Below are 23,198 nucleotides of genomic sequence, written 5' to 3' on the forward strand. Positions count from 1 at the left end.
GGAGATGCGTGCCCGTGCCAGCCCGACTTCCCTCATGGGCCTGGGTCTCCGGTCTGACCGTGGGGGCGATCGCGGCGGTGAGCGTCCTGGCCGTGCAGGCGGACCAGGGCCCCCACCCCACCGCCGCCGCCACGAAGCCCCGCCCCTCGGTCTCGGCGCAGCCGACGCCGAAGGAGACGGCACCGGCCCGGGTGCCGGACGGTTCCGGCACCGGGCGGCGCATCGTCTACTCGGTCGGCCAGGACCGGGTGTGGCTGGTGGACGCCAGCGACGCCACCCGCCGCTCCTTCGCGGTGTGGCCCGGGACGGTCGACCCGGACCCGGGCACGTACAGCGTCGGGACCCGCCGTGAGGAGCCCACGACCGGCTCCGACGGGGTGCGGATCGAGCAGATCGTGTACTTCGTCCAGGAGGACGGCGTCTGGGTCGCCTTCTCCAACGCCGTGGACGGCTCCTCGCCCCCTCCGTCGGCCGCGGGTGTGAAGACGGGCGGCATACGCCTGCCGAAGGCGGACGGCGACGCGCTCTGGGAGTTCGGGACCTCGGGTACGCCGGTCACCGTGGTCGCGTAGCCTCCGCCTCCGCCTGCGGGAACGGCAGGTGCGCGACGATCAGCACGACCCCGCTCAGCAGGAACACCCGGGTCGCCGCGTCCAGCCCGTTCCAGTCCGCCGACTGCCACATCGAGAACCACTCCCCGCCGATCGCGATGAACCCGGCGCCGAAGAGCAGCATCAGCATGAGCGTGCCGTACGTGGTCATGCGCCGTGCGGTGGTGTGGTCGCGGCGTATCCACAGCCAGGTCGCCCAGAGCAGCACGAGCGCGGCCACCGTCTCCCACACGATGATCGCGACGTACGCGGCGTCCTGGACGCCCTTGTTCGTGATGGCCCGCCACATCAGGTCGTCGTCCTTGAAGGTCGTGTCCATCGCGAGCACGTGACGCACGAACTGCTGGTTGGTGCCGAAGTCGGTGATGTTCCCGAAGGCGACGAGCGCGATGTAGAGGGCCAGGACGCCGGTGAGGGCCGTGGCGGCCAGGGAGAGAGTGTGTCTGCTGGTGGTCATGGACACACCCTTCCCCATGTCGATCTCGGTCAGCCAACCAGGAGGTCGGCCTTCAGCCGCCGCACCTCGCGGGCGTCGGCCGGATCGTTCTGCGTCCGGACGGGCGCCCCGTCAACGGATCATGAACTACGCCGGTCGGTCGGCTGTCGCGACGGTGTGCACGAACGCGGTCCAGGAGGCGCCGGTGAAGGTGAGGCGTGCGGCTTCGGGGTTCTTCGAGTCGCGGACATGGACGGCGGAGTGGAAGGAGGCTATGGCGACCTCCACGCAATCAGGGCCGTCGTTGCTGCTGTAGCTGCTTTTGAACCACTCCAGGGTGGAGGTCATGTCTCTTCTCCCATGACTTTTTCGATGAAGGCCAGTGACTCCCGGGGCGAGAGAGCCTGCGCCCGGATCATTCCATAGCGCATTTCCAGGATCTGGACGTCCCGAGGATCGCTGACGAGACGACTGTGCAGCTGGGCCTCCAAGTGCCCGAGCGACTTGCCGTCCCGGAGCTTCAGCAGCCGGAGCGAACCGGCCATCCCCGCGTGGTCCTCGCGGTCCGTCGGCATCACCTGGATCTCGACGTGCCTCAACCCGCCGATTTCCAGCAAGTGTTCGAGCTGTTTCCGCAGCACCATTCTGCCTCCGAGCGGCCGTCGGAGCGTCACCTCTTCCTGGACAAAAGTGAGCTGCGCGCGGGGGACGCGGTCGAAGACGGCTTTGCGGGCCATGCGCGCGGCAACGTAGCGGTCGACCTCCTCCTCGGTGAAGGCCGGGCGCCGCATCGCGTACAGGGCGCGAGCGTACTCGGGAGTCTGGAGCAGGCCGTGAATGTGGTGGCCCGCGTAGGCACCGAGGTCGACCGCCTCGTCCTCCAGTTTGGCCAGGTCCCGCACCTTCTTCGGATAGCGGGCCTTCTCCACGTCCTCCTTCATGGTCGAGAGCATCCCGCCCGCGCCCAGCACCTCGTCTGCCTTGTCCAGGAAGTCGGGCTTCGGGACTCGTCGCCCGCGCTCGACCGACGAGACCATGTCCTCGCCGTACCCGATGGCGGCCCCCAGTTCCGCCTGGCGGAGGCCGGCGGACTCGCGCCACATCTTGATCTGTCGTCCGACCGCCCTGAGCACAGCCGCGGTCTCCTCGTCCTCCATGTCTTCCCCTCCCGGCGTACGAGCCGTACGACCACGGTGGACACCCGGACAGTCACGCTCGGTACCGAGGTCGGTGCTGTTCAGGGTAGGGACGGACGGCCACGCTGGGTGACGTGATGCAGAAAATGGACCTGTCCGTCGCCCCGAACGCACCGCACTTCGCGGTCCAGTTGTCCGCGACGCGCAGAGGTGCCCGGCTCGCGCGCCTGCTCGCGGAGCGCCAACTGGACGACTGGGGCGTGCCGTCGGGAGCCGTGTTGCAGGTCGTGGCGGAGCTGGCGGCGAACGCGGTGCTCCACGGTCGCGTGCCGGGGCGCGACTTCCGGCTCGCGCTGCGGCTGCGCCCCGACGGTGTCCTCCGCGTCGAGGTGACCGACGCCCGGGGTGACCGGGTCCCGCATGCCCACGCCCCGGTGACCGAGGACGCGGAACACGGACGAGGACTGCTCATCGTCGCGGCGTACGCGGACCGCTGGGGGGTGGTGGAAGGGCCCGCACCCGCCAAGACCGTGTGGGCCGAATGGTCACCGGGTCGCGGGCGGACGTGACCCGGTCGGACGCGACGCCAAAAACCAAAGAACCCGGGAAAGAACCCACCCCACCCCTGCCGTCCCCGTCGGTCACTCTCCGGAGTGAATATCACCAACTCGGCTGGCGCCGCGCGGCGTTCATGGTGCAGCGTCAGCCGCGAACACCCCAGACATGAATCGGCCCCCGCCGGGACTGCCATCCCACTGCGAGGGCCTAACCACCTAGGAAGAAGACGCTTCCCGATGACTGAGCAGCACCCTAGCGCGCACGCGCGCCCCGCGTCCGGCCGTCGCCCCGGCGGTGTCGAGCACGAGAACCGCCCCCACGACGACCACTTCACCGTGGTCGGGAACCACCTCCTCCAGCACCCCGAGCTGTCCCTGACGGCGATCGGCCTGGCCGTGCACATCCAGTCGCTGCCCGCCGGGGCGCCGGTCGGGATCAAGACGCTGGCGGGCAAGTTCCCCGAGGGCGAGATCCGGATCGCCGCCGCCCTGCGGGAGCTGGAGGAGCACGGCTACCTCGCACGCACCAAGGAGCGTCTTCCATCGGGCCGAGTCGTGACCCGGACGGTCTCCCGCAACAAGCCCCGCGCGTTCCTGGCCGCCGCGGGCGCAGCGGCAGCCGTCGTACCCGCACACGCACCGGCACCCGTACCGGCGGAGGCCGATCCGGCCCCGGCGGCGAGGGCGCCGCTTCGGACACCGGCGACCGATCTGCTCACCCGCCTCCGCGTGCACGACCCCCGGCTGCTGCTGACCGAACGGGACGTCCGCCGCCTCGCCCCCTGCGTGACGGTCTGGCTGGAGCGGGGCGTGCCCGCCTCCGCCGTGGAACGGACCCTGACGGCCGGCCTCCCCCAGGAACCGATCCGCCACCCGGCGGCGTTCCTGGAGCGCCGTCTCACCGCCGACCTCCCCCCGGCCCTGCCCGCGCACCTGCCGCACATCCCCGGCCCGCGCGCCGCCGACCCCTTCCAGACCTGCGACGGCTGTGAACGCGCCTTCCGTGCCCCACGGCCGGGCCGCTGCCGCGACTGCCGGGCAGATCACGCGGGCGCACACCGGGCCGCCTAGAACGCACTCGCCCGGCGGTCAGGGACCCGCCCCGCACCCGGACCGTCACGTGAACGTTTCCACACGGTTCCAGCCCTGACCGACCAGTCCCGTTCGAATACAGTGCTGGACGTCGTACGTACGGACAGCGTGTGGAGAGGTCGAGGGGAGGTCCGGGTGAGCGGGACAGCCGGTGCCGTCTGGGGGCGCGCCGAGCAGCAGGACTTCCGCAGCCGGGTGCGCGGGACGCTGCTCGGGGCCGCCGTCGGCGACGCCCTCGGCGCACCCGTCGACGGGCTCGCCCTCGACGCCATCCAGGAGGCGCACGGCCCGGACGGCCTCGCCGACCTCGCCCCCGCGCACGGCCGACGCGGCGCCGTCACCCATCTCACGCAGCTCACCCTGTTCTCCGTCGACGGGCTGATCCGGGCCCAGGTCCGGCGGGACACCGGCGCCTGGCACCCGCCCACCGACCTGCACCGGGCCTACCGGCGCTGGGCGGCCACCCAACGCGACTGGGGGCCCGACCTGCGGCGCAAGGACGACGGGTGGCTGGCCCACGAGGAGTGGCTGTACGCCCGCCGGAACGCGACGCGCGCCCTGCTGCTCGGACTGGGCGACGAGACCATGGGCACCCCGGAGGCGCCCAAGAACCCCGGTGAGCGCGGACCCGAGGCCGCCGCCCGCTCGGCGCCCTTCGGGCTGCTGGTCGGCTGGGAGCCGCAACTGGTCACCCAGCTCGCCGTCGAGTGCGCGGCCCAGACCCACGGCCACCCCACCGCCGGTCTGGCGGCGGGCGCCTACGCCGTCGTCGTGCACGGGCTGGCCCGGGGGGAGAGTCTGGACGCCGCCGTGCAGCGGGCCCTCGCGCTGCTGGCCCCCCGCCCGGGGCACGAGCCCGTCGTGGACGCCCTCCAGCACGCACTGGGCGCCGTCCGGCAGGGGCTGCCGGGCCCGGCACGGGTGACCGGGCTCATCGGCGCGGGGACGGCGGAGGGCCTGGTCGCCGCCGCGGTGTACTGCGCCCTCGTCGGCGAGGACATACGGCACGGGCTGCGGCTCGCCGTCAACCACGACGGGCCCTCCGCCGCGACCGGCGCCCTGACGGGCGGACTGCTCGGTGCCCTGCACGGGGAGACGGCGCTCCCGCCGGCCTGGCTCGCCGAACTGGAAGGCCGCCCCACGATCCTGGAACTCGCCGACGACTTCGCCATGGAGATGACCCAGGGCCCCGCCCTGCACGGCCCGGCGGGCTCGTCCCCGGGCTGGCTGACGCGCTACCCGCGCGCCTAGGCCCCGCGGTCCACCGTCCCGACGGCACGGATTACAACACCGGTCGTCACGTCAGAAAAACAGGCCTGGGGGTTGGCCTCGGATACACCGCATTGGGTTACTTCGGCGGTGCAGGAATAACGGGCGGATGGCTCTGAGAGGTGAAAGCAAATGGACCTAGCGGTAGTGGGCATCGGGTTCGAGGGCAACGCGGCAGCCACCGTCATCCTCGGAGCGATGGTCATGGTGGTGGCATTCGCCCTGCTCTACTGGCGCCTCAAGCGTGAAAAGAAGTGACAGACGCTCTGACTGGACCTCTTTGATCCTGTTCCCGGCCGGGATGGGATGGGCTGGGCTCGGTGACGACACGGGCTTCTCCGGCGACGGAGACGCCAGCGAGGTGTGGTGGTAACCGTGGCCACATGGGCGGCCTTCTTTCGAGACCAGAAGCGGAGGACGAGAGGAAAGGGCGGCAAGTTACGGCAGTTGGCTCATACCCTCCACAGGCAGCGGCGATAACTGACAACTGGCCCGCAACAATCGGAGCAGGAAGAAATAGAGAGCGCCAAGAAGGATGCCCGCAACTTCTGCTCGCCTGGTGCCGCGCCCCCGCCACCAGGGCACACCACCCCCCGCCCCGCTAGCGTGGGCCGTATGGGTATCAGCATTCACACCACCGTCCTCCCGCACGACGACCCGGACGCGTCGCTGGTGTTCTACCGCGACGTCCTCGGGTTCGAGGTCCGCCAGGACGTGGGGCAGGGCGCGATGCGCTGGATCACCGTGGGCCCGGCCGACCAGCCGGACGTCTCCCTGCTGCTGTCACCGCCCGCCGCCGACCCCGGTATCACCGAGGCCGAGCGCCGTACCGTCGCCGAGATGATGGCCAAGGGCACCTACGGGTGGCTCCTGCTGGCCACGAAGGACCTCGACGGAACCTTCGAGAAGCTGCGCGCCGGGAACGCCGAGATCGTGCAGGAGCCGACCGAGCAGCCGTACGGCATCCGCGACTGCGCCTTCCGCGACCCGGCCGGCAACCAGATCCGCATCCAGGAAGTGCGCTGAACGGACCGACCGGTGCCCGGGAGGGCACCGGTCGGAGGGCGTTCGCCCCGGCTAGTCGCTCACCTTGCCGCCCGTCCTCGCGTCGCCCACTCCGCCCGCCGGCGCCGGGATCGCCGCCGCCGCGCCGGACAGGTCGCCGTCGTCGTCGGTGTTGACCCGCTCGATGATCGCCAGGCGCTCGGGAGTGTCCTCCGGCTTCAGGAAGCCGACCAGGACGTAGAGGACCAGCGACACCGCCAGCGGGATCGACACCTGGTACTCCAGCGGCACACCGCCGTCCACGCTCCAGTTGATCGGGTAGTTGACCAGCCAGAAGGCGAGCAGACCCATCGACCAGCTGGTGAGCGCGGCCGTCGGGCCCGACCGGCGGAAGGGCCGCAGCAGACCGAGCATCATCGGGATCGCGATCGGGCCCATCAGTCCGGCCACCCACTTGATCACGACGGTGATGATGTCCTTGAAGGTCGGCGAGTCGACCTGGGTCGCCACCGCCATCGACAGCCCGAGGAACACGACCGTCGCCAGTCGCGCCGCCAGCAGCCCGGCCCGCTCGCCCCACGTCCGCGCCCGCTTCGACAGCACCGGCGCCACGTCGCGGGTGAAGACGGCCGCGATGGCGTTGGCGTCCGAGGAGCACATGGCCATGGTGTGCGAGAAGAACCCGACGATGACCAGGCCCAGCAGGCCGTGCGGCAGCAGTTGCTCGGTCATCAGCGCGTAGGAGTCGGAGCCGTCCGGCTTCTGGGACTCCACCAGCAGCGGTGACATCCACATCGGGAAGAACAGCACCAGCGGCCAGACCAGCCACAGCACCGCCGACAGCCGCGCCGACCGCTCGGCCTCACGGGCGTTGGGCGTGGCCATGTAGCGCTGCGCCTGGTTGAGCATGCCGCCGTTGTACTCGAAGAGCTTGATGAAGAGGAAGGCGAGCAGGAACACCGTGCCGTACGGGCCGACCAGCGGTTTGCCGTGTCCCTGGAGGGCGGGCTCGTCCCAGACGCCGAAGAAGCCGCCGTAGTCGCCGAGTTTCGCGACGACGGCCACGAACATCGCGATGCCGGCCAGCAGCTGGATGATGAACTGGCCCAGCTCGGTCAGCGCGTCCGCCCACAGGCCGCCGATCGTGCAGTAGATGCCCGTGATGACGCCGGTGATCAGGATGCCCTGGTTGAGGCTGATGCCGGTGAAGACCGAGAGCAGGGTGGCGATCGCCGCCCACTTCGCGGCCACGTCCACGATCTTCAGCAGCATGCCGGACCAGGCCAGCGCCTGCTGGGTGGGCAGGTTGTACCGGTTCTTCAGGTACTCCAGGGGAGAGGCCACGTGCAGCCGTGAGCGCAGCCGGTTGATGCGGGGCGCGAACAGCTTCGAGCCGATGGCGATGCCGAGGGCGATGGGGAAGGACCAGGTGACGAAGGACGTGACGCCGTAGGTGTAGGCGATCCCCGCATACCCGGTGAACATCACCGCGCTGTAACCCGACATGTGGTGCGAGATGCCCGACAGCCACCAGGGCATCTTGCCGCCGGCCGTGAAGAAGTCGCTGACGTTGTCCACGCGTTTGTGCGACCACACGCCGATCGCCACCATGATGGCGAAGTAGCCGATGAGCACGGACCAGTCGAGACCGTTCATGTGCCCCCTTCCGGGGTCCGCCTTGTGAACTCCGCTCAGCTGGCTGGCACTTCGCACGAGCGGGGTAGGGGCGAGGCAGGGCGCGAAGTGCCCGCTCATCGTGGTTGCGACGACGCGGGCACGACAAGGAAGCGGAAGGTCAAGAGCAAGTAAAAATGTTCGGCTTGCTGACCTCCGTTCACCTACATGAACGGCCGGCGCTCTACTTCAGCTCGTCCGGGCAAGGGGTGCCGCGCGGCACGTCGTAGGGCGCCGACAGCCGGTACGTACCGGCCTCGGGGGCGATCAGCATCGTCCACTTGTCGCCCTCGGCGGTCTCCTCCGTCTCCATCAGGCAGCCGTTGACGTTGTCGTACGTCTTCGGCGTGCCCTCCGGGGCGTTCTTGGAGGCCTCCGTCTCCTGCGGCGCCTCCAGCTTCTTGCCCTCGGCGTCGACGAGGCTCAGCCACGGCGAGTACGGAATCCGGACCAGGATGCGGCCCGGCCGGCGCACGTCGATGGTCCACTCGCCCTGCTCGGCCCGCTGGACGAACGCGTCGGGCTCCGCCAGCGGCGAGGGGTTGGTCACCTGGAACAGCTGCCAGTTGGCGTCGCCCCAGATCTGCTTCAGGTAGGGCAGACCCCGCTGCACCAGCTCCCGCTCGCGCTCACCGCCGTCGCCGTCCGGCTCGCCCTTGGGCAGCACCACGTAGTGCACGGCCCAGCGCTTCAGCCACTCGTGGTAGTTCGCCGAGTTGAGCGTGTCGTCGTAGAAGAGCGGGTTGCGTTCCATGTCGGCCTGGCGGAGCCAGCCACGGGCCAGGTTCACGTACGGCGCGAGGGCCGAGGCCTCCCGGTGGGAGCGGGCGGGCACGACCTCCACCCGGCCCTTCTCGGCACCGACCTCCTGCAACTCGTTCACCAGCGGAGCCAGCTCACGGGCCCAGGAGGCGGCGGGCGTGGTGTGCACGATGTCGTCGGCCGACTTGAAGCCGATCCAGCCGACGAAGCCGGCGATCGCGAGCACGAGCGCGTACCACTTGCGGGTCCGCTCCACCGTGAACGGCAGCGCGGCCACCAGCGCCACCCCCGCGAAGAGCATCGCGAGGCGCGTGATGTTGGAGCCGATCTGGGAGCTGATCGCCCAGACCAGCAGCACGGACAGCCCGTAGACCGCCGAGGTGATCCGCACGGTCGTCCAGGTGCGCGGCACGAACACGTACACCAGACCCGCGTACACCACCGGCAGGACCGCCGAGCCGAAGCCCATCGGCTGCGTACCGGAGAAGGGGAACAGCCAGGTCGACAGCGCGACCACCACGGTCGGTGCCACCCCCAGCGCCCAGGCGCCCGGGCGACGCTTCTGCAGGAACAGCGCCACCGCCACCAGACCCACGAACAGGCCCGCGACCGGCGAGGACATCGTGGCCAGCGCGGCCAGCGGCGCCGCGCACAGGCCCTTCGCCCAGCGCTCGTACCGCCAGCGGTACGGCCAGCAGAACACCACGGCGACCGCGCCCAGACCGAACATCGTGCCCAGTCCGAACGTCACCCGCCCCGACGCGGCGTTGGCCAGCAGGCCGAAGAGGCCCGCCAGCGACGCCCACAACGGATTGCGGACCGCCCGGCTGCGGATCAGGAGCATGGTCAGCAGCCCGGCCGACAGCGTCCCGGCGATCATCATCGTCGTGCGCACGCCGAGCACCGACATCAGATACGGCGAGACCATGCTGTACGACACCGGATGCGTGCCGCCGTACCAGGCGAGGTTGTACGCCGAGCCGGGGTGCCGGCCCACGAACTCCGCCCAGGCGTCCTGCGCCGCGAGGTCGCCGCCACTGTTCGCGAAGGTGAAGAACCAGGCGATGTGCAGCACCGCGGCCAGGGCGGTGACGGAGAGCACGGGGTGGCGCAGCATGCGCTCACGCAGGGCCAGGAAGGCGGCCTTCACCGCGGACGGCGCTTCCCGCTCGGCACGGCCGGGATCATGGTCGCCGTCCGGGCGCGGTGCGGGTACGCGCGGTCGCGGACCGGCTCCCGAACCCGTGTCGGCGTTCTCGGCGCGTGTCGGCTCCGCAGTGGCCACCTGAAGGCACTCCCCGTGTCCTGTTCTTCTGCTTTCGGCCGTGTCCCGTTTGCCGCGACCGGCGACCTGCCCCGTCTCGCGACGCTAGCACGCGCTCCCGCGCCGTCGCTTCCTCGCGTCGGACACGCGAAAGCCCCCGCGACCGGGTGGCCGCGGGGGCTCTGTGAGCTGGGTAACGCCCGGCGGGGCCGGCGGTCAGCCCAGCCGGGTCAGCTTGTCCGTCAGCGCGGGCTCCACGAGATCCTCCTGGAGCGCGACCGGTACCTTCACGGCCCCGGCGGCGCCCCCGTCGCCCACCGTGAGGGCGCCGACCTTCGTGCCGGCCGGGGCCGTGTGCGGCACCTCGTCCGCCGTGAACGTGAGCTTGACGGTCAGGCCCGGCCAGCCCACGGCCTTGACGTCCTGCGTGGCGACGACCGGCGTACGGCCGCCGAGACCGTCGTCGACGTACCCGACGACGCTCCCCTTCTTCAGGATCGTCGACGACTCCAGCGTGTCCTGCGCGGCCCGGATCAGCTTGTCGCTGGAGTCCAGGGCGGCACCGAGGATGGTGTTGTCCTTGCCGCCCGCGGGCTGGCGCACCACGGCCCCGACGATGGTCCGGGTCTCGCCGCCGACCTCCTTCTTCGCGGCGAAGACGAGGTTGCCGAGGGCGGAGGTGGTGGTGCCGGTCTTGATGCCGACGACGTCGTTGTGGCCGACCAGGTGGTTCCAGTTGGAGTGGTTGACGCCCTTGTAGTCGTCGTACGACATCATGGCGGCGACCTCGCGGAACGCGGGCTCCTTCATCGCCGCCTTGCCCAGCTTCACCTGGTCGACGGCCGTGCTCACCGTCGTGTTGTTCAGGCCCGACGGGTCGGTGTACGTCGTGTTCTTCATGCCGAGGTCCTCGGCGGCGGCGTTCATCTTCTCCACGAACGCCTTCTCGGACCCCGCGTCCCAGCGGGCGAGCAGCCTCGCAACGTTGTTCGCGGACGCGATCAGGATGCTCTCCAGGGCCTCGCGCTGGGAGATCGAGTCGCCCTCGTAGACGTTGACGGTCGACTCCTGGCCCGCCTGCGACTGGTCCTCGGCGGCCTGGTCGATCTTGATCTTCGGGCCCTCGGCGCCGCTCTTGAGGGGGTGGTCGCGCAGGATCACGTACGCGGTCATGACCTTGGCGACGCTGGCGATCGGCACGGGCTTCTGGTCGCCGGACGAGCCGAACGTGCCGATGCCCTGCACGTCCAGCGCGGCCTGCCCGCTGGACGGCCACGGGATCTCCGGCTTGCCGCCCTCGAAGGTGAAGCTGTCCTGAGCGGTGAGGTCGAGCTGGGGTGCCGGCAGGGCCCGCATCGACTGCACGACCCCGAGGACGATCAGCAGCAGCAGGACCAGCGGCGTCCAGATCTTGACCCGGCGGACCGTCGTCCGCAGCGGCGTCTCCGGGGGCGGCGGGGTGTTCGTCAGCTCCGCCAGCAGGTCCAGCGGCGGCTTCGGCGGCAGCGGCTGCTGCGTGGTCCGCTCGGGCCCGGCCTGCGGCACGGCGGCGGTGACCCCGGCACGGGGTGCCTGCGGCGCGCGGGGTGCCTCGGGCGGGGGCTTGCGCGTGGCGGGGTCGTCAGGATGCCGCAGCGCGACGAACTTGCTGGTCCGCTCGGCGTCCCGCTCGGCCGGGGCGGCCGCGCCCCCGCCCTTGCCGGTTTTCCCGGCTTGGTCGGCTTGGTCGGCTTCCTTGGCTTCCTTGGCCTTGCCGGCCGTAGCGGCGGCGTCGCCCAGCTTCAGCATCGTCGTCGGCTGGTCCACGGCGGGCGCGGAGGGGCGTACGGCCTTGAAGACGGCGGTGGGCTGATCGACGGCCCGCTCCCCGCCCTCGGCCTCTCCTGCGCCCTTCTCGGGCCCCTCGGCGGTCGCGCCGGCGCCCGTCGCGGCGACCGGTTCGTCACCGGTGCCGTCGGCCACCTCGCCGTCGGCGGGCTCCTCGGGACCGTCGGCGGCCCCCGTCGCGCCCCCGGCCTGACCGTCCGCGTCCGCTTCGGTGTCCGCGTCGGCGTCGGTGTCCGTCACGGTGCCGGCGTCCGCGTCGGTGTCCGCCCCGCGGGGGGCGTCAGCGGGCGCGTCCGGGTCCTTGCCGTCCTCCTCGGCGGCAGCCACGCCCTCCGCCGGTTCCGCGTCCGCGGTCCGCGCGTTCGCGGCGGCACGCTCGTCCGCGGTCGCCACCCAGGCCGCGACGGCGTGCCGCAGCCGGCCGTCGCCGCCCGTGGCGGGCTCGGCGCCGGAAGCGTCGGACATATCACCGGAATCGGACGAAGCGGGTGAAGTAGTTGAAGTGGATGAAGGGTTCGAATCGGATGAAGCAGGCGTGTCGGACGTCTCAGGAGTGTCCTCCTCGACGGCGCCCTCCGGTTCGGCGTCCTCGCCCTCGCTCCGGGCGTCCGTCTCGCGGACGGACAGCACCCGGGTCGCCGTATCGACGCCACCCCGGGACGCGCCCGACCCGGCGGACTCCGCGGACCCGGCGGACGCCGAGGGCTTCGCGGTCTCCCGCGTCACCGCCAGCCGCGGATCGGGCGTCTCGTTCGCCTCGGTCCGCGCTTCGGGAACCGGACCCGCGCTCCCCGACGTCGGTTCTTCCGACGACTCGCGCTGCTTCGACCTGTCGGGGGACTCGCCCGCCACCGATGCCTCCTCCATGCGCCGCACGTCCTGTGTGCGCTACCGAAACCATGTACCAGTGTCCTGTGTACGGGTAGGACCCACGCGGTAGACGAGAACGACATACCTACTGGTTCCACTACGAACCGGTCACGCACCCTCGACAGACCAATGTGAGAGGGGTCACCCTGTCTGTCATCCACGCGGGGAGGCATGGATGGGCAGGAGCCGCAGAACACTTCCGGAGGAGCTTCTGCTGCTGGCGTTGGACCCGACCACGGGCACCACCGCACAGCCGCAGTCGCTCGACCTCGGTCTGGCCGGAGCACAGCTGGTGGAGCTGGCGCTGGCCGGACGGATAGCCCCAGACGGGGATCGTATCGCCGTGGTGGCACCACGGCCGACTGGAGATCCAACACTGGACTGCGCGTTGGAGTTGCTGCGAAGGCGTGGCGCTCCCGTACGGGCGGTCAACTGGATTGGCGGGCCCCGCCTGGGGCTGCGCCAGACCTACCTCTCGCATCTGGAGCGATGCGGCATGGTGCATGCCGTGGAGGGCCAGATGTGCGGGGTGCTGCCGACGACTCGCTATCAGGCGACGGACACGGCGATCAGCAGGGAGATCAAGACCCGGCTGGACTCGGCGATCCGCACCGGCGTACCGCCGGACCCGCGGACCGCGGCGCTCGCCGCGCTGGCCCACGCGGTCGGTCTCGGCAAGCACCTCTACCCGGGCAACGAAGGACGCTCGTCACGGTCCCGCCTGCGGGACCTCATCAGACACGACCCGATGGGCGGTCTGGTGGCGCACGCGGTGATGGACGTCCAGAACGGCGCGGTGGCCCAGCCACGCCGCGCTCCGGCACCGGCCGGCCGCCAGGCCGCCGCCGGACCGGGGGCCAGGCCGGCCCCGGAACCCGCACGCGGCGTTCCGGCGCAACCGCGCCACGGATCCATGGCACGCGCCGTGGCCCACTGAACCGCACCTTCGCAGCACCGCACCTTCGCAGCACCGCCGCACCGCCGCACCACAGTCCCCTAGACCCGGTCACGGGAGCCGCGGGTCCGCGCGGGGCGGCGGGACAGCCGAACGTCCGGCACGTCCGGACACCGGCACGGTCCCGCCGTCCCGCGCGCGGCCATGTGTACGGGTGGCGCCCCGAACTGGCGTGTACGCGGCGCATATCGACCGTTTCCCAGCGGTAGAAAGCACCTTGGTGGCAGTCTGCTCAGCAGCAGATACGCAAAGTGGCACACATGAGTCACGCAGCCGGAGGTGCACGTCCCGTGGCGTCCAATGTCAATCCCACCGTCAGGCGGCGCCGGCTCGGCCAGGAGCTGCGTCGGCTGCGCGAAGTCAAGGGCATGACGGCCGAGGAGGTGGCGGAGCGGCTGCTGGTCTCGCAGTCGAAGATCAGCCGCCTGGAGAACGGCCGGCGCAGCATCAGCCAGCGGGACGTCCGCGACCTGTGCGGGGTCTACGAGGTCGAGGACCAGCGGATCGTCGACTCGCTGATGCAGATGGCCAAGGACTCCCGGCAGCAGGGCTGGTGGCACGCCTTCGGGGACATCCCGTACAGCGTCTACATCGGCCTGGAGACCGACGCGGAGTCGCTGCGGACCTACGAACCCCAGATCATCACCGGCCTGTTGCAGACCCGCCCCTACGCGGAGGCGCTCATCCAGGGCGCCTTGCCCGAGACCTCCGTCGCCGACATCGAGAAACGGGTCCAGGTCCGCATACGGCGACAGGAGCGCATCTCCGCCGACAGCAACCCGCTGCGCCTGTGGGTGGTCCTCGACGAGGCCTGCCTGCACCGGACGGTGGGCAGCAGGCAGGTGATGCGCGAGCAGTTGGAGCACGTCGCCGAGATGTCGCAGCTCCCGCACATCACCGTGCAGGTGCTGCCCTTCGACGTCGGCGCGCACCCCGGCATCAACGGGCAGTACTCCATCCTGGAGTTCGCCGACACCGCGGACTCCAGCGTCGTGTACATCGAGGGCGTGACCAGCGACCTGTACCTGGAGAAGGCGCAGGACGTGCAGAAGTACACGGTGATGTACGAACACCTGCGGGCACAGGCCCTGAACGTGGAGCAGTCCCGGCAGCGCATCGAGGACGTGGCGAAGGAGTACGCGCGCTGAGGCCGGAGGCCTGACGGGGCTTCCCGGCTGGTGAGGGCGGGATGTTACACCCCGGCCGGGGCGCACTGGAAGACTCACCTGGAATATGCCATCCGGTCGGGTGAATGGCGGCTCCGGGGGGAGGGGTCAGCGAGTAGCGTCGATCACGCCAAAGATCAAGCGTCATTGGCGTGAACCGCGCAGCGGCCCCATGGGGCCGAGGCGCGGTGACACCACTCAGCGACTCGCCATCGGAGCAGACATGGCAATTCTTCAGGGCGCCCAGGAATCGTGGATCAAGTCCTCCTACTCCGGAGGAAACGGCGCGTGCGTCGAGGTCAAGTCACCGGTCGTGGCGGCGCTCGCCGTCCGCGACTCCAAGGTCCTCGAGGGCCCGGTCCTGGCTTTCCCCGCCGACGCGTGGAACGCCTTCGTGACCTCGGTCAAGGAGTAACGGCTCCACGCGCCACCAGCCGACGGAGCCCTCTCGACCAGTTCGCCGACCTTGCCGAGAGGGCTCTGTTCAGTTCCGGACCCGAGGCCGGCTCACCTCACGGGGAACGCCACGTCGCACACCGGGTCCTCGGGACCCGCCGCCTCCCGGTCGGCGAAGTACACCTCCCCGCACGGCCCCGCCACCGTCAGGCCCCGAGCGGCGATCCACCCCTCCACCGCCTCGAAGGCGGCCAGGATCTGCGGATGGCCCACCTGCGCCTTCCTCCTCCAGCCGCCCCAGCGAGGCACCGATCCACGTCGGCAACTCGGTCGCCGGACGGCCCGTCCGCCCGGCGACGACGAGGCTCGGGCCTGACCCAGGGGCAGGGTCGACCGACGCGTCCGCTCAGCCCGCCAGCCGCTCCTCCACGGCCGCCACGACCTCGGCCGACTCCGGCTCGGTCTGCGGCGAGAACCGGGCGGCGACCTTGCCGTCCCGGCCGATCAGGAACTTCTCGAAGTTCCAGCGGATGTCCCCGCTGTGCCCCTCGGCGTCGGCGAAGCCGGTCAGCCGGTCGTACAGCGGATGCCGGCCCTCCCCGTTGACCTCCACCTTCTCGGTCATCGGGAAGGTCACGCCGTACGTCGCCGAACAGAACTCGGCGATCTCGCCGGCGGTGCCCGGCTCCTGGCCCATGAACTGGTTGCACGGCACGCCGAGGACCGTGAGGCCCTGCTCCGCGTACCGCTCGTGCAGCCGCTCCAGGCCGGCGTACTGCGGGGTCAGTCCGCACTTGGAGGCCACGTTGACCACCAGCACGACCCGGCCCGCGTACTGGGAGAGGTCGGCGGAGCCGCCCTGGAGGGAGCCGATCTCGACGTCGAGGGGAAGGCTGTCGTTGTTGCGCGCGTTCTCTGCGGTCGTCATGAGCGGATGCTAGCCCCGCACCACGTCACCCCCGCCGCCGCCCGCCCCGCCGGAGCCCGCCTCGACGAGGACCTCCCCGGCCGCCGAGCGCGAGTACAGCACCGACCGGCCCGCGCGCCGCCGCTCCACCAGCCCGGCGTCCAGCAGCACCCGCAGGTGCCGCCCCACCGAACCGAGGCCCTGCCCGGTCACGCCGACGAGCTGGCTGGTGCTCATGGGGGAGCCGAGCAGCACCAGGACCCCCGCGCGCGCCGGCCCGAGCAACGCGCCCAGGGCCGCGGGCACGGTCCGGGCGCCCGCGTCCGCGAGCGCGCCGACACAGGGGTAGACCACCGCGTACCGCTCGGTCCCCTCCCACGACACCCAGCCGTGCCGTTGCACGGTGATCGGCACTAGGACCAGCTCGGCGCCGGCGAGCGCCCGCGGCGGGTACGGGTGCGCGTTGACCTGGAGACGGCTGTCCCCGAGCCAGCGCGTGCCGGGCCGCAGCGCGTCCAGCACCGCCGCCCAGCCGCCCCGGCTCACCTGTGCCGTCCGCGCGGCCACATCCGCCTCCAGCACCCGGCGGCGCCGCTCCCAGTCCGGCCGTACGGTCTCGGCCCACACGTACTCCAGCAGGGCGGCGGCCCGCTCGGGCAGGTCGTCGCGGTCCAGGGTGGAGGGGAGCGGACCGGCGAGGGACAGGCGCAGGTCCGCGCGGGCCTCGTCGCCGCGGACCGCGCGGACGCGCCCGACCCCCTCCTCGAAGGACTCGTCCTCGCGCGGGGCGGGTGTGAGGAAGTCGGCGATCCACCGCCGGCCGAGCCCGGAACGGACGAGCAGCGCGGTCACCGGGTCGTCCGCCAGCCGGCGCCGGTAGCCGGGCAGGTGGGTGTCGAGCCAGGCCTGCTCTCCCGGGTGCGCGGCCGCCCCGGCGTGCAGCAGCTTCAGGGCGGCGAAGGCCTCGGCGAGGGGCGAGAGCACGAACCGGCTGCGGGCGAGCGTGTCGGCGCTGATCCGCCACCAGCCCATGCGACCCGCCCCCCGTCCGGTGTCCCGGCCACTCGTCCTCGGCGCCCCGGCGCCCCGGCGCCCCGGCGCTCCGGCGCCCCGACGAAGTTTCGCCGGCACGCGAAACAGTAACGGCCGGGTTCCGCACCGGCCCAGACTCCCCGCATGCCAGACACGACCCGCCGCCAGAGCTACACGGACCTGTTCCGCACCCCGGAGTTCGCTCCCCTCTTCCTCTCCTCCTCGGCCAACATCGCCGCCCAGACGCTGAGCGGACTGGCGCTCGGCATCCTGGTGTTCCGGGCGACGGACTCACCGCTGCTGTCCGCGCTGAGCATGTTCGGCCCCGCCCTCGCCCAGGTCCTCGGCGCCACGCTCTTCCTCTCCGGCGCGGACCGGCTGGCGCCGCGCACGACGCTGGCGGGGCTCTCGCTCGCCTTCGCCGCCGCCACCGCCGCCCTCGCCCTGCCCGGGCTGCCGGTCTGGGCGATGCTCGTCATCGTCCTCGCCGAGGGGCTGATCGCCTCGCTGGGCGGCGGGGTCCGCTGGGGGCTGCTCACCGAGATCCTGTCCAAGGACGGCTACCTGGCCGGGCGTTCGCTCTTCAACATGACGAGCGGCCTCATGCAGATCGCCGGTTACGCGACCGGCGGTCTCCTGGTGGCCGTGCTGTCGCCGCGCCTGTGCCTGCTGCTCGCCGCCGGCCTGTACGGCACGGCGGCCGGCCTCGCGCTGCGGCTGACCCGGCGGCCACCGCGCGCCACCGGCCGCCCCTCCGTACGGGCGACCTGGCGCGCCAACTCCCGGCTCTGGTCCTCCCGTCCACGCCGCCACCTCTACCTGGCGCTGTGGATCCCCAACGGCCTCGTCGTCGGCTGTGAGTCCCTGTTCGTCTCCTACGACCCCCGCGCCGCGGGCACGCTCTTCGCCTGCGCTGCGTTCGGCATGCTGGCCGGGGACGTGACGGTGGGGCGGCTGCTGCCCGCCCGGATGCGCCCGCGTCTGGGCGTACCGCTGCTGGTGCTGCTGGCCGCCCCCTACCTCGTCCTCTTCCTGCGCCCCCCGCTGCCGCTGACGGCCGTGCTGGTCGCGCTGGCCTCGGTCGGCTTCGGCGCGAGTCTGGTCCAGCAGGAGCGGCTGGTCGCCCTCACCCCCGAGGACCTCTCCGGGCACGCCCTCGGCCTGCACTCCGCCGGGATGCTGACCATGCAGGGGCTCGCCGCACTGCTGGCCGGCACGGTGGCGCAGTTCAGCTCCCCGGCGACGGCGATGTCCGTGACGGCGGCCGGCTCGCTCGCGGTGACGCTGGTGCTGACGGTGCGGAGCCGCCGGGGGGCGGCCGACGGGGGGCTGCTGCCGGTGCGCGTGGCGCGCGCCGGTTGAGACCCCGCGGGCCGGGGCCGCGGTCTCAGGGCCGGGCGGCGCCGCGGGCGCCGGCGGACGCCATGCCGAGCCAGGTGTGCGGATTGCCCGCCCAGCACCAGCCGAGCTTCGGTGCCCTCTTGCTGATCCAGATCGCCGGGACACGGCGGTCGCCGGACCGTGAACCGCCCAGCGAGAAGCACTTGTTCTTCACCAGGAGCTGGGGTGTGTGCGTCATCAGCGCGATGCCCTCCTCGATGGTGAGCAGGCTGCGGCCCCGCTCGGCGAGGGCGGCCATGGCGTCGTTGGGCACGACCCCGCAGAACTCCTCCCCACGCTCGACGTCGAACAGCAGGTGGACCCCGTTGCCGCCGGGCGGCTCGGCCTCCTCGGTGGCGACGAACCGTTCCAGGGAGCCCGGTTCGAAGGTGCGGTCGACGAAGCCGGGCAGCCGGCCGCCGTGGAGCGTGGTCAGCGGCATGGTCCGCTCGATCGCGGCGAGTTCGCGGGTGACGACCAGGACGAAGGGCACGCGGCCGGTGGCGGCGGGGTCGTACTTCCCACCGTCGCCGTCGCCGTCGCCGTCGTCGTCCCTGGCGCCGACATGGGCCACGGCCTCGGCGCGCAGCGGGGCCACCAGCTCGGCGAACTGCTCCGGGGTGCGGCCGGAGAGCGCCGGGTAGCCGAGCGCGACGAGCGTACGGACCTGCCGGTCGAACTCGGCGGCGGCGTCGAGGGAGGGGGCGGAGGCGGTGGAGGTGGCGGGGGAGGCGGCGGGGGAGTGCGTCCGGTCGGTCAAGCGGGTTCCTTCCGTGGGGGCCTGGGGGTGCGGGGCGGGCTGGGCGTCCTGCGCGAGCGGGTGCGGGACGCCGGCGTCGGGAGCGGTCATGCCGGGACCTCGATCCGGGCGAGGGCGCCGGTCTCCAGCGCGCACCACAGCGCGCCGTCGTGCACGGCGATCCCGTGCGGTTCGCTGTCGGGGCGGGACAGCGCGTACGAGGTGATGGCGCCGTCGACGGTGATCCGGCCGACCCGGCCGCTGCCCCACTCGGTGAACCACAGGGCACCGTCGGGCCCGGCCGTGACCGCGTGCGGCCGGGCCGCCGGGTCGGGCAGCGGGTACTCGGTGATGTCGCCGTCCACCGTGATCCGGCCGATCCGCCCGGCCCCGATCTCGGTGAACCACAGCGCGCCGTCGGGCCCCGCGGCCATGCCCACCGGCGCGGCGCCCTCGGTCGGCAGGGGGTGGGCCGTGCCGCGGCCGTCGACGGTGAGCCGTCCCACGGCGTTCTGCTGGTTGAGGGTGCACCACAGGGCCCCGTCGGGGCCGGTCGCGAGGGCGGACGGGAAGGCGCCGGGCGCCGGGTGCTCGGTGACCTCACCGTCCACGGTGACGCGGCCGACCCGGTCGACCGAGGAGAGCGTGAACCACATCGCCCCGTCCGGCCCGGCGACGATCCCGAACGGTCCGCCGTCGGGCGTCAGCGGCGCGTGGGAGGAGTAGGTGCCGTCGGGCGCGATCCGCCCGATGCGGTGCGCCCGGTACTCGGTGAACCACATCGCCCCGTCCGGTCCGGGCGCGATGACGGTCGGCCCGGCCCCCACCGGGTGGACGGTGACGCTGCCGTCCCGCGGGTCACGGCGGGCGACGGCGTCCTGGTGGACGAGGGTGAACCAGAGGGCGCCGTCCGGTCCTTCGGCGAGCGCGTAGGGGCCGGCCTCGGGGCCGCTGACGGTGAACTCCTGTACGGGCTCGGTGCCCGGCTCGATAAATTCGTTCATCGGTAGTAACTTTACTTAGGGGGAAGATAGCCGTCAACCTAAAATTACGACAGAGGTAAGATTTTTTATGGACCCGACCGGCGCCGCGCCCCTGGGCCTGCGCGAGACCAAGAAGCGCGAGACGCGACAGCTCATCTCCGACCGGGCGACCGGGCTCTTCATCGAGCAGGGCTTCGAGCACACGACGATCGCCGAGATCGCCGACGCCGCCCGCGTCGCCAAGAAGACGGTGACCAACTACTTCCCTCGCAAGGAGGACCTGGCCCTCGACCACCAGGAGGAGTTCGTCGCCGCCCTGGCCGGCACGGTGGACGCGCGCGAGCCGGGGGAGGCCCCCCTGTCGGCCCTGCGCCGCGCCTTCCTGGCGGCGGTGGCGGCCCAGGACCCCGTCGCGGGGTTCGCCGGCCCCGCCTTCACCCGCATGATCGCCGACAGCCCCACCCTCACCTCCTGCCTGCGCGGGCTGCACGACCGGCGGGAGGACGCCCTCGCCGAGGCACTGGCCAGGGCCACGGCCGCCTCGCCCGAGGACATCACCCCCCGCACCGCCGCGGCCCTGCTGGGCGGGGTCCACCGCGTCCTGTTCACCCGCATCCAGGAACTGACGCTGGCCGGCCGCACCAACCCGGAGATCGCCGAGCTGCTCGGTCAGGAGGCCCCGCGCGCCTTCGACCTGCTGGCGCCGGCCCTGGCGGAGTACGGGCGCGGCTGAGCCCCCGCGCCCGCGCCCGGCAGGGCGTCCGTACGGCGGGCACCCGCCTTCCGCATGCGCCGTCACCTGGCCGGACGCACACTGGCCGGGTGAGCAGAACGCACCCGGGGCGGGACGTGAAGACGTCCGGAGCCGGTCACGCCGCCTCCCAGTCGCTGGCCCTCGCCGCCATGATGTTCGCGGTGGCGATGACCTTCATCGACCAGACGATCGTCTCGATCGCGGCCCCCGACATCGTCGCCGAACTCGGCCTCTCCAGCTCCGGCATGCAGTGGGTGATCAACGCCTACCTGCTCTCCCTGGCGGCGTTCTTCGCCCTCGGCGGACGCCTGGCCGACCTGTGGGGGCCGCGCCGCGTGGTCGTGACGGGCACCCTGATCTTCGTCATCTCCTCGGTCCTGTGCGGCTGCGTACCGGCCGGGGACTCCGCGCTGACCTGGCTCATCGTCTTCCGGACCACCCAGGGCCTGGGCGCCGCGCTGCTCTTCCCGGCCGCGCTCGCCGTGGTCGTGGCGGTCTTCCCCGTCGAACGCCGGGGCCGTGCCCTCGCCCTCTTCTTCGGCCTCACCGGCGCCCTCACCGCCGTGGGCCCGCTGCTCGGCGGCTGGCTGACGGCGTGGACCTGGCGGTCCATCTTCTGGGTCAACGTCCCCGTGGCGATCATCGCCCTCGTCCTCACCGCGCTCGCCCGCATCGCCGACCACCGCCGCGACGAGTCGCTGGACGTCAAGGGCGCCCTGCTGATCGTCGCCGGCATGGGCCTGAGCGTGCTCGGCTTCCAGCAGGCCTCGTCCTGGGGCTGGGACAGCGCGGCGACCTGGGCCTGCATCGCGGCGGGCCTCGCCCTCCTCTACGTCTTCTGCCGCTACGAACTCCGCGTCACCGGCCACCCCCTGATCAACCTCGCGGTCTTCCGCGACCGCGCCTTCACCGTGGACGCGCTGGTGCTCTTCTTCGCGATGCTGGCGTTCGTCCCCGTGTTCTTCTTCGCCTCGGTCTACGCCCAGGTCTCCCTCAGCGCCTCGCCCAACCAGGCGGCCCTGTACCTGCTGTACTTCTTCGTCGGGTTCGCCCTCGCCTCCCAGTGGGGCGGCCGCATCCTGGACAAGCGGGGCGCCCGGCCGGCACTGAGGACGGGCTGCGTGCTCGGCGCCGTCGGCTTCGCCCTCTGGGCCGGCAAGCTCACCGACCTGTCGATGCACGACCAGTGGCCCTATGTCGCGCTCGCCGGCGCGGGCATCGGCCTCATCCTGGCGCCGGCCTCCACGGACGCGGTCAACCGGGCCCTCCACGCCTCCTACGGCGAGGTCACCGGCATCACCCAGACCGTCCGCAACTACGCGGCGAGCGTGGGCCTCGCCGTCTTCGGCACGATCCTGACGCACACCATGACCGACAGGGTCACGGAGACGCTCCGCTCGCGCGGGGTGCCCCCGGACGCCGAGCACGCCGCCGCCCGCGACGTGACGGAGGCGATCACCGGCAACGCGGACACCCGCGCGCCCACGGGAGACGGCGCCCTGGCCACGACGGTGCGGGAGGCGATGCCCGACATCCGCATGGACTTCGCCGAGGCCAACCAGTGGGTCTTCTACGGCATGGCCCTCGCCCTCGCCGTCGGCTACTTCTGCGCCCTGCGCCACCCCGGCGGACGGGCGGCGGAGCCGACGACGCGGGCCGCCGGCGACGACCGCGCCTGACGGGGCGCGCGGGCGCGGGCGCTCGTGCGGAGCGCCGCCGCGCACGCCCCTCCCGCCCGCCGGCACCACCGGCCGGACCGCCCGGCCGGGCCGGGGCATAGAATCCGTCGTCATGCCGAAGCCTGACGAGCTGATCGTTGACATCGCTGCCCTTGTGGAGTCCGGGCAGAGCAACCAGATGTCCCTGACCGTGGTCACCGGTGGTGCTGTCATCACCGGTCGCCTTGCTCCCGAAGCCGTGTGGAGGCAGCGGGTGTCCGAGGTGCTGGCGGACTCCGCCCGCCTCGGTGACTTCGCCGCCGTCTTCGACACCCCCGTGAAGAGGGACGGACCGCCCACGCACCTCCACTTCCACGTCGCCCGCATCCTCCAGGGCACGGTGGGGATCCCGGAGACGGGCGGCATGTACCGCATCGCCATCGAGGACGTCAGCGCCTGGACCGTGGGCGACTTCAGCTACTCCAACCGCTGACCCACCGCGCCGGAAGCGGCACCGCACGTCAGCACGTCAGCCCTGTCGGCACCCGCCGGCAGGGCTGACGCGTCCGCCGTAGCGGCCGCGTACGACGGCGACGACCAGCCGGTCCGCCGCCGGACCCGGCATCCCCGGGCCGCCTCCCAGCGCACGCGGCCTCCCGGCGGCCGCCGCTTCCCAGCGAGGCGGCCTCCCAGCCAACGCCGCCTCCCAGCCAACGCCGCCTCGT

General features: G+C 72.1%; 23 protein-coding genes and 1 pseudogene. 13 read left to right on the plus strand and 11 right to left on the minus strand.

Annotation, left to right across the window (positions count from 1 at the left end):
- The first annotated feature begins 14 nt into the window (after positions 1-14).
- Positions 15-572 (plus strand): hypothetical protein, encoded by a 558-nt coding sequence (locus ACZ6EG_RS27825; RefSeq protein WP_391971188.1) that lies wholly within the window; start codon positions 15-17, stop codon positions 570-572.
- On the opposite strand, the gene ACZ6EG_RS27830 is transcribed toward ACZ6EG_RS27825, so the two are convergent.
- The 3 genes from ACZ6EG_RS27830 to ACZ6EG_RS27840 form a co-directional block, all read right to left on the minus strand.
- Entirely contained in the window at positions 556-1,068 is a 513-nt protein-coding gene (locus tag ACZ6EG_RS27830; protein ID WP_391971187.1) for a DUF2165 domain-containing protein, read from the minus strand. The two genes, ACZ6EG_RS27825 and ACZ6EG_RS27830, sit on opposite strands and share 17 nt — an antisense overlap.
- 126 nt (positions 1,069-1,194) lie before the next feature.
- A complete protein-coding gene (locus tag ACZ6EG_RS27835; protein WP_469608523.1) occupies positions 1,195-1,395 on the minus strand; it encodes a DUF397 domain-containing protein in 201 nt (66 codons plus the stop codon).
- Positions 1,392-2,204 (minus strand): helix-turn-helix domain-containing protein, encoded by an 813-nt coding sequence (locus ACZ6EG_RS27840; RefSeq protein ID WP_469608526.1) that lies wholly within the window; start codon positions 2,202-2,204, stop codon positions 1,392-1,394. The genes ACZ6EG_RS27835 and ACZ6EG_RS27840 overlap by 4 nt, the downstream gene beginning before the upstream one ends.
- 116 nt (positions 2,205-2,320) lie before the next feature.
- On the opposite strand from ACZ6EG_RS27840, the gene ACZ6EG_RS27845 reads away from it, so the two are divergent.
- The 5 genes from ACZ6EG_RS27845 (at position 2,321) to ACZ6EG_RS27865 (ending at position 6,127) form a co-directional block, all read left to right on the plus strand.
- On the plus strand, positions 2,321-2,752 hold the full coding sequence (locus ACZ6EG_RS27845; protein ID WP_391971376.1) for an ATP-binding protein: 432 nt from the start codon (positions 2,321-2,323) through the stop codon (positions 2,750-2,752).
- A gap of 225 nt (positions 2,753-2,977) precedes the next feature.
- Positions 2,978-3,811 (plus strand): helix-turn-helix domain-containing protein, encoded by an 834-nt coding sequence (locus tag ACZ6EG_RS27850; RefSeq protein WP_469608529.1) that lies wholly within the window; start codon positions 2,978-2,980, stop codon positions 3,809-3,811.
- A 156-nt stretch (positions 3,812-3,967) separates the two neighbouring features.
- A complete protein-coding gene (locus tag ACZ6EG_RS27855) occupies positions 3,968-5,083 on the plus strand; it encodes an ADP-ribosylglycohydrolase family protein (RefSeq protein ID WP_469608532.1) in 1,116 nt (371 codons plus the stop codon).
- Between the two features lie 150 nt (positions 5,084-5,233).
- A complete protein-coding gene (locus ACZ6EG_RS27860; RefSeq protein ID WP_391971182.1) occupies positions 5,234-5,359 on the plus strand; it encodes a hypothetical protein in 126 nt (41 codons plus the stop codon).
- A 357-nt stretch (positions 5,360-5,716) separates the two neighbouring features.
- Positions 5,717-6,127: a VOC family protein gene (locus ACZ6EG_RS27865; protein ID WP_053132733.1), complete on the plus strand. Its 411-nt coding sequence runs from the start codon at positions 5,717-5,719 to the stop codon at positions 6,125-6,127.
- 51 nt (positions 6,128-6,178) lie between these two features.
- Here ACZ6EG_RS27865 and ACZ6EG_RS27870 read toward each other — a convergent pair whose 3' ends face one another.
- The 3 genes from ACZ6EG_RS27870 to ACZ6EG_RS27880 all read right to left on the minus strand — a co-directional run bounded on the left by ACZ6EG_RS27870 (position 6,179) and on the right by ACZ6EG_RS27880 (position 12,500).
- Complete coding sequence (locus ACZ6EG_RS27870) at positions 6,179-7,762, minus strand: sodium:solute symporter family protein (RefSeq protein ID WP_391971181.1); 1,584 nt, start codon at positions 7,760-7,762, stop codon at positions 6,179-6,181.
- Positions 7,763-7,964: 202 nt separating this feature from the next.
- Entirely contained in the window at positions 7,965-9,827 is a 1,863-nt protein-coding gene (locus tag ACZ6EG_RS27875; RefSeq protein ID WP_391971180.1) for an MFS transporter, read from the minus strand.
- A gap of 195 nt (positions 9,828-10,022) precedes the next feature.
- Positions 10,023-12,500 carry a D-alanyl-D-alanine carboxypeptidase gene (locus ACZ6EG_RS27880; RefSeq protein WP_469608536.1) on the minus strand — a complete coding sequence of 826 codons (2,478 nt, stop codon included), beginning with the start codon at positions 12,498-12,500 and terminating at the stop codon, positions 10,023-10,025.
- Between the two features lie 178 nt (positions 12,501-12,678).
- Between ACZ6EG_RS27880 and ACZ6EG_RS27885 the strand changes: the two genes are divergently transcribed.
- From ACZ6EG_RS27885 to ACZ6EG_RS27895, 3 genes are all read left to right on the plus strand, one after another.
- Entirely contained in the window at positions 12,679-13,440 is a 762-nt protein-coding gene (locus ACZ6EG_RS27885; RefSeq protein ID WP_356608263.1) for a GOLPH3/VPS74 family protein, read from the plus strand.
- Positions 13,441-13,748: 308 nt separating this feature from the next.
- Complete coding sequence (locus ACZ6EG_RS27890) at positions 13,749-14,606, plus strand: helix-turn-helix domain-containing protein (RefSeq protein WP_356608261.1); 858 nt, start codon at positions 13,749-13,751, stop codon at positions 14,604-14,606.
- Positions 14,607-14,847: 241 nt separating this feature from the next.
- Positions 14,848-15,039, plus strand: a complete 192-nt coding sequence (locus ACZ6EG_RS27895; RefSeq protein ID WP_356608259.1) for a DUF397 domain-containing protein — start codon at positions 14,848-14,850, stop codon at positions 15,037-15,039.
- 92 nt (positions 15,040-15,131) lie between these two features.
- Here ACZ6EG_RS27895 and ACZ6EG_RS27900 read toward each other — a convergent pair.
- From ACZ6EG_RS27900 to ACZ6EG_RS27910, 3 genes and pseudogenes are all read right to left on the minus strand, one after another.
- Positions 15,132-15,302 (minus strand): annotated as a pseudogene (locus tag ACZ6EG_RS27900) (MerR family transcriptional regulator); the annotation flags it as partial.
- 124 nt (positions 15,303-15,426) lie between these two features.
- Positions 15,427-15,948: a glutathione peroxidase gene (locus ACZ6EG_RS27905; RefSeq protein ID WP_391971178.1), complete on the minus strand. Its 522-nt coding sequence runs from the start codon at positions 15,946-15,948 to the stop codon at positions 15,427-15,429.
- Between the two features lie 9 nt (positions 15,949-15,957).
- Positions 15,958-16,959: an ArsR/SmtB family transcription factor gene (locus ACZ6EG_RS27910; RefSeq protein ID WP_391971177.1), complete on the minus strand. Its 1,002-nt coding sequence runs from the start codon at positions 16,957-16,959 to the stop codon at positions 15,958-15,960.
- Between the two features lie 144 nt (positions 16,960-17,103).
- Here ACZ6EG_RS27910 and ACZ6EG_RS27915 point away from each other — a divergent pair, with 144 nt between their 5' ends.
- Positions 17,104-18,321 carry an MFS transporter gene (locus tag ACZ6EG_RS27915; RefSeq protein WP_391971176.1) on the plus strand — a complete coding sequence of 406 codons (1,218 nt, stop codon included), beginning with the start codon at positions 17,104-17,106 and terminating at the stop codon, positions 18,319-18,321.
- Positions 18,322-18,346: 25 nt separating this feature from the next.
- Here ACZ6EG_RS27915 and ACZ6EG_RS27920 read toward each other — a convergent pair whose 3' ends face one another.
- Together ACZ6EG_RS27920 and ACZ6EG_RS27925 are read right to left on the minus strand one after the other, a co-directional pair.
- Complete coding sequence (locus ACZ6EG_RS27920) at positions 18,347-19,099, minus strand: DUF5701 family protein (RefSeq protein WP_469608587.1); 753 nt, start codon at positions 19,097-19,099, stop codon at positions 18,347-18,349.
- 86 nt (positions 19,100-19,185) lie between these two features.
- On the minus strand, positions 19,186-20,082 hold the full coding sequence (locus ACZ6EG_RS27925) for a Vgb family protein (protein WP_391971175.1): 897 nt from the start codon (positions 20,080-20,082) through the stop codon (positions 19,186-19,188).
- 67 nt (positions 20,083-20,149) lie between these two features.
- Here ACZ6EG_RS27925 and ACZ6EG_RS27930 point away from each other — a divergent pair, with 67 nt between their 5' ends.
- The 3 genes from ACZ6EG_RS27930 (at position 20,150) to ACZ6EG_RS27940 (ending at position 22,966) form a co-directional block, all read left to right on the plus strand.
- Complete coding sequence (locus tag ACZ6EG_RS27930) at positions 20,150-20,794, plus strand: TetR/AcrR family transcriptional regulator (protein ID WP_469608545.1); 645 nt, start codon at positions 20,150-20,152, stop codon at positions 20,792-20,794.
- A 170-nt stretch (positions 20,795-20,964) separates the two neighbouring features.
- A complete protein-coding gene (locus ACZ6EG_RS27935; protein WP_469608589.1) occupies positions 20,965-22,494 on the plus strand; it encodes an MFS transporter in 1,530 nt (509 codons plus the stop codon).
- A 112-nt stretch (positions 22,495-22,606) separates the two neighbouring features.
- On the plus strand, positions 22,607-22,966 hold the full coding sequence (locus ACZ6EG_RS27940) for a hypothetical protein (protein ID WP_391971173.1): 360 nt from the start codon (positions 22,607-22,609) through the stop codon (positions 22,964-22,966).
- Positions 22,967-23,198: the final 232 nt, after the last annotated feature.

It is taken from the genome of Streptomyces sp. NPDC041968, assembly GCF_055589025.1.

Bases quoted from the DNA above. Each gene is read 5' to 3' on its own strand.
- ACZ6EG_RS27830 (WP_391971187.1), bottom strand. From the start codon at position 1,068: ATGACCACCAGCAGACACACTCTCTCCCTGGCCGCCACGGCCCTCACC.
- ACZ6EG_RS27835 (WP_469608523.1), bottom strand. From the start codon at position 1,395: ATGACCTCCACCCTGGAGTGGTTCAAAAGCAGCTACAGCAGCAACGAC.
- ACZ6EG_RS27840 (WP_469608526.1), bottom strand. From the start codon at position 2,204: ATGGAGGACGAGGAGACCGCGGCTGTGCTCAGGGCGGTCGGACGACAG.
- ACZ6EG_RS27845 (WP_391971376.1), top strand. From the start codon at position 2,321: ATGCAGAAAATGGACCTGTCCGTCGCCCCGAACGCACCGCACTTCGCG.
- ACZ6EG_RS27850 (WP_469608529.1), top strand. From the start codon at position 2,978: ATGACTGAGCAGCACCCTAGCGCGCACGCGCGCCCCGCGTCCGGCCGT.
- ACZ6EG_RS27860 (WP_391971182.1), top strand. From the start codon at position 5,234: ATGGACCTAGCGGTAGTGGGCATCGGGTTCGAGGGCAACGCGGCAGCC.
- ACZ6EG_RS27865 (WP_053132733.1), top strand. From the start codon at position 5,717: ATGGGTATCAGCATTCACACCACCGTCCTCCCGCACGACGACCCGGAC.
- ACZ6EG_RS27870 (WP_391971181.1), bottom strand. From the start codon at position 7,762: ATGAACGGTCTCGACTGGTCCGTGCTCATCGGCTACTTCGCCATCATG.
- ACZ6EG_RS27880 (WP_469608536.1), bottom strand. From the start codon at position 12,500: ATGGAGGAGGCATCGGTGGCGGGCGAGTCCCCCGACAGGTCGAAGCAG.
- ACZ6EG_RS27885 (WP_356608263.1), top strand. From the start codon at position 12,679: ATGGGCAGGAGCCGCAGAACACTTCCGGAGGAGCTTCTGCTGCTGGCG.
- ACZ6EG_RS27895 (WP_356608259.1), top strand. From the start codon at position 14,848: ATGGCAATTCTTCAGGGCGCCCAGGAATCGTGGATCAAGTCCTCCTAC.
- ACZ6EG_RS27905 (WP_391971178.1), bottom strand. From the start codon at position 15,948: ATGACGACCGCAGAGAACGCGCGCAACAACGACAGCCTTCCCCTCGAC.
- ACZ6EG_RS27910 (WP_391971177.1), bottom strand. From the start codon at position 16,959: ATGGGCTGGTGGCGGATCAGCGCCGACACGCTCGCCCGCAGCCGGTTC.
- ACZ6EG_RS27915 (WP_391971176.1), top strand. From the start codon at position 17,104: ATGCCAGACACGACCCGCCGCCAGAGCTACACGGACCTGTTCCGCACC.
- ACZ6EG_RS27925 (WP_391971175.1), bottom strand. From the start codon at position 20,082: ATGAACGAATTTATCGAGCCGGGCACCGAGCCCGTACAGGAGTTCACC.
- ACZ6EG_RS27930 (WP_469608545.1), top strand. From the start codon at position 20,150: ATGGACCCGACCGGCGCCGCGCCCCTGGGCCTGCGCGAGACCAAGAAG.
- ACZ6EG_RS27935 (WP_469608589.1), top strand. From the start codon at position 20,965: ATGATGTTCGCGGTGGCGATGACCTTCATCGACCAGACGATCGTCTCG.
- ACZ6EG_RS27940 (WP_391971173.1), top strand. From the start codon at position 22,607: ATGCCGAAGCCTGACGAGCTGATCGTTGACATCGCTGCCCTTGTGGAG.